The following is a 13,082-nucleotide window of genomic DNA, read 5'->3' as shown; positions in this document are numbered from 1 at the left end:
GGTGCAGGACTCTTCAGAGTTCTCTTAAGTGCGTGGCTGTACTGTCGCCTGCGTACCCGACGACCGAAGGATTTCGATCGATGACGCGTAATTCCCTGGCCAGAACTCTGTCTCTCGGCGTCATGGCCGTCGCGGCGAGCTCGATGCTGGTGGCCTGCGGTAGTGACGACTCGACGGCCACCGGCTCGCCGACCAGCACCACCACGGCCGCCGAGACGACGACCGAGGCGAGTTCGACGACGTCGGAAGCGCAGACCACCACTGCTGCACCCACCACGAGCCCGGGCGAAGCGGCCACCGCGCCGCCGGAGCAACCGCAGCCTGTCCCGGACGACTTCCCCGGTCCGACGGAGAGTCAAATCGACACCCGCGGTCAGAGCTTTCTCGACGAACTGAAGAAGCAGGGCATCACTCCGGCGGGCAACGGCGACATCGCGGTGTCGACGGCCAACTACATCTGTGCCGCGCAGGCGCAGGGAGTTGCACCGGACGAGATCTCGACCTACGTGACGGCGAATGTCGGCGTCGAGGCCAGTGCAGCCGGAACGCAGATGACCGAGACCCAGGCTCAGCAGGCAGCCCAGACCTACATCGCCGCCGCGCAGGCGACGTACTGCAGGCCGTAGATCGACGCCGATGGCACAGCGTAAGCGCAGAATTCTCCCGGTGGTCGCCGTCGCGGTGATCCTCGGGCTGATCATCGTGGCCCTGTGGTACCTGCTTGCCGGGCGCTTGCCGAAGGGCCCGGTCACCCCGGGGCCGCCGCCGGGACCGCAGGAGCCGACCTCGCAACCGGCGGACTGCCCCGACGTGCAGGTCATCGCGATTCCGGGCACCTGGGAGTCCTCGTCCACCGACGATCCGTACAACCCGACGGCAAATCCGCTCTCGCTCATGCTCAACGTCACCCGCCCATTGCAGGAGCAGTTTCCTGCCTCGCGTGCCGACGTCTACACCGTTCCGTACGTGGCCCAGTTCTCGAATCCGATCGCTCTGCCGCCGGACGGCCAGCAGTCTTACAACAACAGTCGCACCGAGGGTAAGGCCGTAGCGGTTCAGAAGATGACCGACGTCAGCGCGCGTTGCCCGCTGACCAACTTCGTCCTCACCGGGTTCTCGCAGGGCGCAGTCATCGCCGGTGACATCGCGGCCGATATCGGCGCGGATAACGGCCCGATACCGGCTGATCGAGTTCTCGGCGTCACTCTCATCGCCGATGGCCGACGTGACGGCGTGTCCGGCACGGATGTGCCGGGTCCCCTCGACGGTGTCGGTGCCGAGGTGGCGCTCGGTGGACTCGACCTTCCCGGGATCACCATGACGGGGCGTCGAGAGGGTGGCTTCGGTGCTCTGGACGACCGAACCAACGAGATCTGCGCGCCGGGCGACCTGATCTGCGCTTCGCCCTCGGATGGATTGTCGCTCCGCAACATTCCGCAGAGCATCCAGATTCTGATCGGTGCTGCGGGTAACCCCGTGCATGCGTCGTACAACAGTTTTGTCGTCGACAGCTCGGGTACGACGGCCACTCAGTGGACGGCCGCGTGGGCGGCTGGGTTGATCGAGAACGCTCCGACACCCGCCCATTCCTGAAAATGTAACGATCGGTAACGGAAACATCACAACACGGCGTGTCGCAAGCTGGTGCGACGCACAAACCTCGGCTGGGCAACCCCCAGCCGGTGTGATCGCATTCGATGAGCGGCTAGAGTGACGCCTTGGACCTGCGCAGATCGGCCTCGGTCGGCTGCTCAGCTCCGTGCCGACAGCCACTTTCCGACCCCGCACGCTGCAGATTCCGCACGCTTCAGATCCCTGAGGAGAGCATTAGATGAGTTCCGCCGAGGCCGCGTCCGTTGGGCCGCGTAAATTCCGATTCGCTGCAGGCGGAGAGGGAAACGCCGAGGAGGGTGGGGCTCGGAAGTTCATCAAGTTGGCACAACAGGCCGAGGAACTGGGCTACGACAGCTTCATGATTCCCGATCACCTCGGTAATCAGGTCGGACCCATTGCAGCATTGGGCGCACTTGCTGTGGCGACCGACAAGATTCGGCTAGGTACGGCTGTACTGGCGAACGGCTTCCGGCATCCCGCGGTGCTGGCCAAGGACGCGGCGACGATCGATGTTCTCTCCGGTGGGCGCCTCGAACTCGGTCTCGGAGCCGGGTGGATGCGCGAGGAGTACGACAAGGCCGGGATCACGTACGACCGACCTGGCGTGCGGATCGAGAAGCTCGAGGAAACCCTCGAGATTCTCGACGTGCTGTTGCGCGGTCAAGAATGCAACTTCGAAGGCAAGCACTACACGATCAGTGGTCTCAAGGGCAGTCCTCGGCCGCGGCAGGGTCCACGGCCGCCGATCTGCATCGGCGGTGGCGGACCGAAGATGCTGGCGTTGGCGGCCAAGCATGCCGACATCATCTCCGTGGTGCCGAGCACCTCGAAAGAGGGCAAGCTACTGCTTTCGGGCATGACGATCGAGAAGACCCTCGAGCGCGTCGAGCTGATCCGAGCCGCCGCAGGGGACCGATTCGACGACATCGAGTTGAACTGGGCCATCACCACCATCGTCGTCACCGACGACCGCGAGCAGATGGCGGAGATGGCGTTGGCAGCTCTGGCCAACGGCTACCCGCCGAACGTGGATGTCGATGTGCAACTCACCGTCGAGGACATTTTGTCCTCCCCATATCTCGCATTCGGGACATACGAGGAAATCGCCGATCAAATCCGTAACGTTCGCGCGCGGACGACGATGTCCTATGTCGGGGTTTTCCCTACTCAAATGGAAGCATTCGCGCCGGTTGTCGACTTGCTGAAAGGCGAGTGACGCAGGTGTGTGTCGGTACCATGTAGCTGGCCTCGAAGCCAGGTGCCAAACTGACACCGCTAGACCTACTTGTCAGTAACATAAAACGCTGTTCGGTGTCTGTAGTCGTGCAGCTTGGCGTGCGGGCATACGTCGCACAGGCTGCATGGCGGCAGATTCGTGTTGGAGGAGATTGAAGTAATGAGCCACACGTTCGATGATTTCATCGATGAGAACGGCCACATCACCATCGACGAAGGGCAAACTCTCGTTCGCCACGTCGAGGTGAACGTACAAGAGAACGCCGACACGCTCGCGTACCGATTCGTCGACTACTCCAGGGAGCGCGAAGGCGAAGCCCATGAGCTGACCTGGGCGGAGTTCGGCGCTCGACTCAAGGCCGTTGCGGCTCGCCTGCAGCAGGTCACCCAGCCCGGTGATCGCGTCGCGATCCTCGCCCCACAAGGCCTCGAGTACGTGGTGGCGTTCTTCGGTGCGATCTACGCAGGCACCATCGCCGTGCCGCTCTTCGATCCCGACGAGCCCGGCCACACCGACCGGCTGCACGCCGTACTCGGCGACTGCAAGCCCAGCGCGATTCTCACCGCCAGCAACTCGGCCGCAGGCGTGCGTGCATTCTTCCGCGCCCTGCCCGCCGCGGAACGCCCTCGCATCATCGCCGTCGATGCGGTCCCCGACAGCGTCGGCGAAACCTGGGTCGAGCCGAACGCGACGCTGGACGACATCGCCTACTTGCAGTACACCTCGGGCTCGACACGCACCCCGGCAGGAGTCGAGATCACCCACCGCGCGGTCGGCGTCAATGCACTGCAGATGGTGGACAGCATGGAGATCAACCACGACTCCCGTGGTGTCACCTGGCTGCCGATGTTCCACGACATGGGCTTGCTGACCGTCATTCTGCCCGCACTCGGCGGTAAGTACATCACCATCATGAGCCCCCGCGCGTTCGTGCAGCGACCCTGGCGCTGGATCAAGGAACTCGCCGCGGTCTCGGATGGGGCAGGCACATTCGCGGCGGCACCGAACTTCGCGTTCGAGCATGCCGCTCAGCGCGGACTGCCCAAGAACGGCGAGAGCCTCGACCTGTCGAATGTCATCGGCCTGATCAACGGCAGTGAGCCCGTCACGACGTCGTCGATGAAGAAGTTCAACGACGCTTTCGGCCCCTACGGTCTGCCGAAGTCCGCAATCAAGCCGTCCTACGGCATGGCCGAGGCCACCCTGTTCGTCTCGACCAGCAAGCACGCCGACGAGGCCAAGGTGGTCTACGTCGACCGCGTCGAGCTCAACGCCGGAAACTTCGTCGTCGTCGCCCCGGACGCTCCCGGCGCGATCCCGCAGGTATCCACCGGAACGGTCGCCCGAAGCCAGTGGGCAGCGATTGTCGATTCCGAGACCGCGACCGAGGTCGAGGACGATCACGTCGGCGAGATCTGGTTGCACGGAGAGAACATCGGCCAGGGCTACTGGGGCCGCGAGACCGAGACCACCGAGACCTTCCACAACAAGCTCGTCCACCGCATCTCCCAGGGCTCGCACGCCGAGGGAGCCCCCGAGGGTGGCAACTGGATGCGGACCGGCGACTTCGGCGTCTACCACGACAACGAGCTGTACATCACCGGTCGCGTCAAGGATCTCGTCATCGTCGACGGCCGCAATCACTACCCGCAGGACTTGGAGTTCTCGGCACAGGAGGCGAGCAAGGCATTGCGGCCCGGCTTCGTCGCGGCGTTCGCCGTCCCGCTCAACCAGCTTCCCGATATCGTGTTCGAGTTCAGTGGAGCGGCGTTGACGAAGGACTCGGACGACAGCTCCGAGCAGCTCGTCATCGTCGCCGAGCGTGCTCCCGGCGCGGGCAAGGCAGATCCGCAGCCCATCGCCGACGAGGTCCGTACCGCGGTGTCCGCGCGTCACGGAGTCACCGTGCGCGATGTCCTCCTCGTCCCGGCCGGATCCATCCCTCGCACCTCCAGCGGCAAGATCGCCCGGCGCGCTTGCAAGGCCGCCTACATCGAGGGCACCCTGCGCGGCGGTTACCAGCAGACGGCGTTCCCGGACGCCGAACTGCCCGACTGACGCGCGCGCACCCTTCGATTCCTCCGACACAACGTGGTGAGTAATGGCTGAACTAGAGACAGACGAAAACGAGCAGGTCGGAGAATCGGATCAGTCCGCAGGCTCCACTTCCGTGGGCGATTACACGGTTGCGCAGCTTCGCGATTGGCTGCGCGACTGGGTTGCGGACGCTACCGGGCAACCGGCATCGGCGATCTCCGACGACCGCCCGATGGAGGAATTCGGTCTGTCCTCTCGCGACGCCGTCGCGCTGAGCGGTGAGATCGAGGAGCTGGTGGGTGTCACGCTGACCGCCACCGTCGTCTACCAGCACCCCACCATCGCCTCGCTGGCCAAGATCATCATCGAGGGCGAGCCGGAGGAGCCCGTCGGCACCGTCGACGACGCTTTCTACACCAGCGGCGGACAGTCGGGTGACGCGCACGACGTGGCGATCGTCGGCCTGTCGTCACGCTTCCCCGGCACCGGGCACACTCCGGAAGAGATGTGGTCGCTCCTGATCGAGGGCCGCGACGGCATCACCGATCTGCCCGACGGCCGGTGGCAGGAATTCACCTCCGATCCCGTCATCGCCGCTGCCGTGGCTGCGACGGTGACCAAGGGCGGTTACCTCGACGATGTGAAGACCTTCGACGCCGAATTCTTCGCGATGTCACCCAACGAGGTCGTCAACGTCGATCCGCAGCAGCGACTTGCGCTGGAACTGACCTGGGAAGCGCTCGAGCACGCACACATCCCGGCCAGCTCGATCAAGGGCAGTCAGGTCGGCGTCTTCATCGGCAGCTCCTCCAACGACTACCAGCTCATCGCCGTCAGCGACCCGGCCGTACACCCGTACGCCCTCACCGGCACCTCCACCGCCATCGTCGCCAACCGAGTGTCGTACTTCTACGACTTCCGCGGGCCGTCGATCGCTGTCGACACCGCCTGCTCGTCCTCGCTCGTCGCCGTGCACCAGGCGGTGCGCAGCCTGCGTACCGGCGAATCCGATCTGGCCGTGGCCGGTGGCGTCAACATGCTGCTCGCGCCGCCCATCACCGTCGGATTCGGCCAGACCGGTGTGCTCGCTCCCGACGGGAAAATCAAGGCGTTCTCCTCCGACGCGAACGGCATGATCCGTTCCGAAGGCGGCGGACTGGTCGTCCTCAAGCGACTCGAAGACGCCGAGCGCGACGGCGACGACATCCTCGCCGTCATCGCCGGATCGGCGATCAACCAGGACGGCCGCTCCAACGGCCTGCTCGCACCGAACCCGGATGCGCAGGCCGACGCACTCCGATTCGCCTACCGCGACGCCGGAATCAACCCCTCGGGCGTGGACTACATCGAAGCGCACGGAACCGGAACCATCCTGGGCGATCCCATCGAGGCGGACGCTCTCGGCCGCGTCGTCGGCCGGGGCCGTGACGCCGACAAGCCTGCCCTGCTGGGCTCGGCCAAGACCAACTTCGGGCACCTCGAATCTGCCGCAGGCGCAGCAGGTTTGATCAAAGTCGTGCTCGCGATGCAGCAGAACAAACTCCCCGCGTCACTGAACTACGCCGGACCCAACCCGTACATCGATTTCGACAAGGCGCACCTTCGCGTCGTCCCCGAAGCCACCGACTGGCCGCGCTACACCGGCAAGGCAGTCGCCGGAATCTCCGGATTCGGCTTCGGCGGTACCAACGCGCACGTGGTCGTGCGCGAGTACGTCCCGGGTGAAACCGACGCCGCCTTCGACGCCTCGGCGGTGGACCCCGAAGCCGTTGTGGCAGAGGGTGTCTACGAGGACGTGGAGGTCGAGACGGTCAGCCCGGTCACCGAGACCACACCGGCAGTCGACGAGGCTGCCGAGGTTCCCGAGACGGTCGTGCTCGCAGTCTCCGCAGCTCTGCCGTCACGGCGCAAGCGCGCCGCAGCGGACCTCGCCGACTGGCTCGAGACCGAAGAAGGCAGCACGACGCCACTCGTGGACGTCGGTCGCACACTGGCTCGCCGCAACCACGGACGTTCACGCGCAGTGGTTCTCGCATCCACCACGGCCGAGGCCATCGCCGGACTTCGCGCCATCGCGGCCGGTAAGCCCGGCCCCGGTGTGTTCTCCGCCGATTCGCCCGCGTCCAACGGCGCAGTATGGGTGTTCTCCGGGTTCGGATCGCAACACCGCAAGATGGCATCTCGGCTCTACCGAACCAATGCCGTGTTCGCCGCCGAAGTGGACAAGGTCGACGAACTGCTGCTCGACGAGGCAGGCTACTCGATCCGAGAGATCATCCTCGACGATGCACAGACGTACGAGTTCGAGAACTCCCAGGTCGCGATCTTCGTCATCCAGATCGCCCTTGCCGCAACGCTTCGCTCGCACGGTGCCGAGCCGGCGGCCGTCATCGGACACTCGATGGGTGAGGTGGCAGCCGCATACGTCGCCGGTGGCCTCAACCTCGAAGACGCAGTGCGCATCATCTACGCCCGTTCGCGGCTACTGGCCGAGGGACAGGACGGCCTCGGAGCCGCATCGCAGGGTGCCATGGCTCTCGTGGAATACACCCCCGACGAGGTCAAGACCCTCACCGATCAGTTCCCCCACGTCGAGCCATGCGTATACGCCGCACCGACCCACACCACCGTCGGTGGGCCACGCGCCGAGGTCGAATCGCTCGTCGAAATGGCCGAGGCCGCAGGCAAAATGGCCCGACTGCTCGACGTCAAAGGCGCAGGCCACACCGCAGCGGTCGACGTACTGCTCGGCGAGCTGGCCGCCGAACTCGCCGGAATCGAACCCAGCAAGCTCACCGCCGGGGTGTACTCCTCGGTCGATCGTGAGGCGCACTATCGCGTCGGGCATGCGGCGATCCACGGTGTCGAGTACTGGACCAAGGGAATGCGTCATCCCGTCTGGTTCACCCAGGCAGTCAATGTCGCTGTGGGAGACGGCCACACCACGTTCGTCGAGCTCGCACCCAACCCGGTCGCCTTGATGTCGGTGGCGGCAACGGCATGGGCGGCGGGCGTCGCGGACTCGACACTGATTCCGACGCTCAAGCGCAAGGAAGACGAGGAACAGACGTTCCTCGCGGCTCTCGCGCAGCTGTACGTCCACGGTCACGCGCTCGAGCTGGCGACGCTGTTCGCTCCCGGCCCGTACGCGGCGATCCCGCGAACTGCCTACCTGCGCAAGGAGTTCTGGCTCAACTCGCAGGTGAGCTCCAGTGGCAACAGTCGGGTCCCCGGGGCGCGTGTCGCACTGCCCGACGGTCGTCATATCTGGGAGGTCCAGGCCTCGGCCGTCGCCGGATTCGATGCACTGGTCACCGCGGCGGCATCGCAGGTGTTCTCCGATGTGGCACTGGGTGTTTCGGTCTCCCATGCTGCAGTGCCGAAGGTGGGCACGGTCGTCACCACATTGACCTCGCATCTCGGTGGCGCATCGGTCCAGGTGCACGGCCGCGACGGTTCGGCGTTCACCCTGCTGCACGAGGCCGTCGTCACCTCGGGTGACGCACGTCCGGAACCCGTTCAGGCGGTGGAACCCAGTTCGTCACCGATGGAGGAACTGCCGGAGGTCGTCGAGACGTTCGGTGACCGTTGGGATCCCAACGGAAGCCAGAAGCTCGAAGATCGGTTGGCGATCATCGTCGCCGAGTCCATGGGCTACTCGCCCGAGGACCTGCCGCCCGAGGTACCGCTGATCGAACTGGGCCTGGACTCGCTCAGCGCCGTCCGCATCAAGAACCGCGTGGAATACGAATTCGACATTCCCACAGTGCAATTGCAGGCCGTGCGCGACGCGAACCTGCGTGAGGTGGAGAAGTACCTGCGCTACGCGATCGAGAACCGCGACGAGGTGCAGGCACTCGCCGACCAGCAGGCAGCGGAGAAGGCTGCCGAGCAGGAGGCGGAGAAGGCCGCCGAGCAGGCCGCAGTCACGCCCGCTCCGGTCGAGGAAACTCCTGCGGCGACGGAACCGACTGTGACACCGGCAGTTCCAGCCGCGGCAGAGACCGACCTGGGTGGTAAGGAAGCCTTCGCCGAGGCCGCCGGTTCCGATGTTCCCCCGCGCGACAATGCCGAGCGGATGACGTTCGCAACCTGGGCTGTGGTGACGAAGGAATCGGCCAAGGGCATCTTCAACACCCTGCCGATTCTCGACGACGAAACCGCCGAGAAGTTGGCGGCCCGTCTGACCGAGCGGGCAGGCGGGGAGATCACCTTCGACGACGTCCTCGACTCGGAAACCATCGAGCAGCTCGCCGACAAGGTTCGCCCGCATCTCGAAGACGGTGAGATCGAAGGCGTAGTTCGCAATCTGCGGGCTCGCCCCGAAGGTTCCACCGCCACACCGGTGTTCGCCTTCCACTCGGCAGGCAGCTCCACCGTCGCCTACGAGCCGTTGCTGCGGAAGTTGCCGGCGGACACTCCGATGTATGGGCTCGAGCGAGTCGAGGGCCCCATCGCCAAGCGCGCCGCGGAGTACGTGCCGCTGATCAAGGCGATCCAGCCGGAGGGGCCGTACGTGTTCGTCGGGTGGTCGCTCGGCGGCATCCTCGCCTACGAGGTCGCTCGTCAGATGGAGGAAGAAGGAATCGAGGTCGCCTACGTCGGGCTGCTCGACACCGTGATGCCCGGCACCGCGATTCCGGACACCAAGGACGAGGTTCGTAAGCGGTGGGAGCGGTACGCGGCGTTCGCGAAGAAGACGTACAACGTCGACTACCCGATTCCGTACGACAAGTTGGTCGATGCGGACGACGAGGGCCAGATCCGCATCATCACCGATCTGGTCAAACTCAGTGGTGCGAAGATCCCCGGCGGAATCATCGAACATCAGCGGACGTCGTGGCTCGACAACCGAGCGATCCAGACGGCCGAGCTCAAGGAGTACGGCGGACATGTCACGTTGTACCTGGCCGACAAGTACCACGACGACGCGATCGCGCTCGAGCCTGCATACGCCACCCGTGAAGAGCACGGTGGTTGGGGACCCGTGGTGAAGGACCTCGAGATCGTGTACGTCGGAGGCGATCACCTCGCGGTCGTCGACGAGCCGTACATTGGGAAAATCGCGGCCCATCTGTCGAAGACGCTCGAGAACATCGAGTCTGCAAGAACCGGAGCGTAAGTTTTGAGTGGCACCACTGCGGAGAAGCTGGCCGAACTACGGACCAGGCTCGACCTGGCCGAGGAACCGGCAGGCGACATCGGAATAGCCAAGCGAGCGAAGAAGGGCATCCCCAGTGCCCGCGAACGCGTGAACTCGCTGCTCGATCCCGGAAGCTTCATCGAGATCGGCGCATTGGTGAAGGCACCGAACGATCCGGGTGCGCTCTACAGTGATGGCGTCGTCACCGGTCACGGCACCGTCGACGGCCGTCCGGTCGCGGTCTTCTCGCACGATCAGACCGTGTTCGGCGGCACGGTCGGCGAGATGTTCGGTCGCAAGGTCGCGGGCATCATGGACTTCGCGATCAAGATGGGTTGCCCGGTGGTCGGCATCAACGACTCCGGTGGCGCTCGCGTGCAGGACGCCGTCACCTCCCTCGCCTGGTACGCCGAGCTGGGCCGACGCCACGAGGCGCTGTCCGGACTGTGCCCGCAGATCTCGCTGATTCTCGGTAAGTGTGCCGGTGGAGCGGTGTACGCGCCCATCAACACCGATCTCGTCGTCGCCACCGAAGAGGCGTACATGTTCGTCACAGGGCCGGACGTGATCAAGTCGGTCACCGGTGAGGACGTCAGCCTGGACGAGCTGGGCAGCGCGCGCGTGCAGGCACTCAACGGAAACGTCCACCACGTTGCTGCGGACGAGAAGGCCGCGTTCGAGTGGATCCGCAACTACCTGAGCTACCTGCCGTCGAGCTGCCAGGAGGAGTCGCCGGTGATCAACCCGGGACTCGAACCGGAGATCACCGACTCCGATCGCAAGCTCGACTCGTTCATGCCCGACGCCGACAACGCCGGATACGACATGCACGACATCATCCTGCGCATCTTCGACGACGGTGAATTCCACGAACTCTCGGGCCAGACCGCGCCGAACGTGATCACCGGATTCGCCCGCGTCGACGGTCGACCGGTCGGAATCGTCGGCAATCAGCCGTTGCACCTGTCCGGCGCTCTCAACGCGGACGGGGCCGACAAAGCCGCACGCTTCATCCGGCTGAGCGACGCCTACAACATCCCGATCATCTTCCTCGTCGACACACCCGGGTTCCTGCCCGGCGTCGATCAGGAAACACTCGGCGTCATCCATCGCGGTGGTCGCTTCATCTTCTCCTTCGTCGAGGCGACAGTGCCGAAAGTGACTGTGGTGATTCGCAAGTCGTACGGCGGCGGATACGCGGTGATGGGCTCGAAACAGCTCGGATCGGACATCAACCTCGCCTGGCCGACGGCCCGCATCGCCGTCATGGGTGCCGAGGGTGCCATCAACATCATGAGTCGCAAACAACTCGCCGAGGCCGGAGAGAACGCACCGGCCCTGCGCAAGCAACTCATCGACTTCTACAACGAGCATGTCGCGACGCCGTGGATCGCGGCCGAGCGTGGCTACATCGATGCCGTCATCGAACCGTCCCAGACGCGCCTCGAGATTCGTAAGGCCCTGCAGATACTGAAGGACAAAGAAGTGATCAAGAGTCCGCGAAAGCACTCGCTGCTCCCGATCTAGTCGCTCTCGTTCGGCCCGGTCGCTCCGCTCCCTTTGGCGTCAATGGACCACTGCACTGGTCAGACGTATGCAGTGGTTCATTCACGCAACCGCTGGGGCGGTGTCAATGAGCCACTGCACCGGTCAGACGTGTCCGATGGTCCATTCACCCGGTCGATTCGCGCGGAACCATCACCACATCCGGCCGAGGTCTGGCGAGAGCGTGTTGGTAGTTCATCCGTAAGTCGTTGAGCACCTGTGTAGGCCGATCGCGGATATCTTGCGGTGAATGGGAAACGACGATCAGTCCGTGGGCCTGCATTCGGTTGCGTCGTGCTTGTGTCCGCTGGTAGTCGGCCGGTGACAGATGGTGGGTCACGGAATCGACTTCACGTGCCAGTGCCACGTCGTCGATCCACCCGTCGGTGTTGGCGATGAACTCTCCGCTCCGGGTGTAGATGTCGCAGTTGTGTGTCATCGCAGGCAGCCCGCTGGTTCGGTACAGTCGTTGGTCTTCGAGTTCTGCCACCGAGTGCGCGTCGTCCCGCAACTCGCGGAGTACTCGGCGGGTGAGCGCGCTGTAGCGACGCGGGCCTTCGGCCAGTTCGATGGCAACGTGATCGATGGTCACGCCGCCCCGCTGGAGCACCTCGGTCAACAGGGCGACGCACCGTGCCTCTGATTTCGCGGCGCGTGTGGCGTCGACCAGTGAACGCACCAGAGGAGCAACTCGGATGCTGCCCTTGGTTATCGGCTTGGGAAGCCGCCACGTTCGCTCTGCTCGGACAAATGACACCGATGCCCGACGCATCTCCGCGGGCAGCAGCAAATGAACCTCCCCGGCGGATCCGTTGGTCCCGTATCCGAACGAATCGAGTCCGACGCAGCCGGTGATCATGCTCGTCGGTCCGCCGTACGCGAGCGCTGCGGCCGACCGCTCGAGTGTCGACGGATGACCGTTGCGCAGCAGCACGACACCCGGTAGCAATCGCTGCCACGGACCGCCGGGCGCGCACCTGCCATCGATCGCTGCGTCACTCACGCCCGCCTCGCGAAGTTGCCAGCGCGTCACGACGCCGGTCGAGCTCAGGTCGAACAATGAATCTGCGTTCCACAATCGTCTCTTCATGCCCGAAGAGTGGAATTCGGCACCGACACGTTCGTCGCGTTGGGGCCCGGTCGCAGGCTGTCTGTGGATGAACGACCACTCTGTGGACGGGACGGCTGTCGCCAGCCTCAGGGTGGACGACGCTGTCGGACTCGGATGCTAAGGCCCGCCGATGGAGTCCGCTTGCTTGCCCCCCGGACAGGTGAATGAACCATTGACGCGCTCAGGGCAGTTTCAAGCGGTCGTTGCAACGATTAGCTCGTTGATCACTTTTGCTGGTGAGTTCCAGCCTAGCGTTCGGCGGGGGCGGTCGTTGAGTTCGTCGGCGACCGCTTGAAGCCGCTCTGCGGTATGCGCCCGAATCTCGCATGGCATGGAACCTAGCGACTATCTCTGCTCGGTTCGGGATGACACGTCGGGACATCTGCTCCACATCT

General features: G+C 64.6%; 7 protein-coding genes and 1 pseudogene. 6 read left to right on the top strand and 2 right to left on the bottom strand.

The window, feature by feature from the left end; genetic code table 11:
* Nucleotides 1-80: 80 nt before the first annotated feature.
* From J1M87_RS19495 to J1M87_RS19470, 6 genes are all read left to right on the top strand, one after another.
* Entirely contained in the window at nucleotides 81-626 is a 546-nt protein-coding gene (locus J1M87_RS19495; RefSeq protein WP_241257140.1) for a DUF732 domain-containing protein, read from the top strand.
* 10 nt (nucleotides 627-636) lie between these two features.
* Nucleotides 637-1,593, top strand: a complete 957-nt coding sequence (locus tag J1M87_RS19490) for a cutinase family protein (protein ID WP_206491202.1) — start codon at nucleotides 637-639, stop codon at nucleotides 1,591-1,593.
* A 238-nt stretch (nucleotides 1,594-1,831) separates the two neighbouring features.
* Entirely contained in the window at nucleotides 1,832-2,830 is a 999-nt protein-coding gene (locus J1M87_RS19485; protein WP_206491201.1) for an LLM class F420-dependent oxidoreductase, read from the top strand.
* 180 nt (nucleotides 2,831-3,010) lie between these two features.
* Entirely contained in the window at nucleotides 3,011-4,909 is a 1,899-nt protein-coding gene (gene fadD32 / locus J1M87_RS19480; RefSeq protein ID WP_206491200.1) for a long-chain-fatty-acid--AMP ligase FadD32, read from the top strand.
* 43 nt (nucleotides 4,910-4,952) lie between these two features.
* Nucleotides 4,953-10,010, top strand: coding sequence for a polyketide synthase Pks13 (gene pks13 / locus J1M87_RS19475; protein ID WP_206491199.1), 5,058 nt, complete (start codon nucleotides 4,953-4,955; stop codon nucleotides 10,008-10,010).
* A gap of 3 nt (nucleotides 10,011-10,013) precedes the next feature.
* Complete coding sequence (locus J1M87_RS19470) at nucleotides 10,014-11,558, top strand: acyl-CoA carboxylase subunit beta (RefSeq protein ID WP_206491198.1); 1,545 nt, start codon at nucleotides 10,014-10,016, stop codon at nucleotides 11,556-11,558.
* 145 nt (nucleotides 11,559-11,703) lie between these two features.
* On the opposite strand, the gene J1M87_RS19465 is transcribed toward J1M87_RS19470, so the two are convergent.
* Together J1M87_RS19465 and J1M87_RS29480 are read right to left on the bottom strand one after the other, a co-directional pair.
* Nucleotides 11,704-12,666, bottom strand: a complete 963-nt coding sequence (locus J1M87_RS19465; protein WP_206491197.1) for a hypothetical protein — start codon at nucleotides 12,664-12,666, stop codon at nucleotides 11,704-11,706.
* A gap of 213 nt (nucleotides 12,667-12,879) precedes the next feature.
* A pseudogene (locus J1M87_RS29480) lies at nucleotides 12,880-12,996 on the bottom strand (IS30 family transposase); the annotation flags it as partial.
* Between the last annotated feature and the right edge of the window lie 86 nt (nucleotides 12,997-13,082).

This window comes from Rhodococcus sp. KRD162 (assembly GCF_017168335.1).
In the GTDB taxonomy this organism is placed as follows: domain Bacteria; phylum Actinomycetota; class Actinomycetes; order Mycobacteriales; family Mycobacteriaceae; genus Rhodococcoides.
The sequence above is the reverse complement of the archived record's forward strand: the minus strand, read 5'-3'. Positions and strand labels throughout refer to the sequence as shown.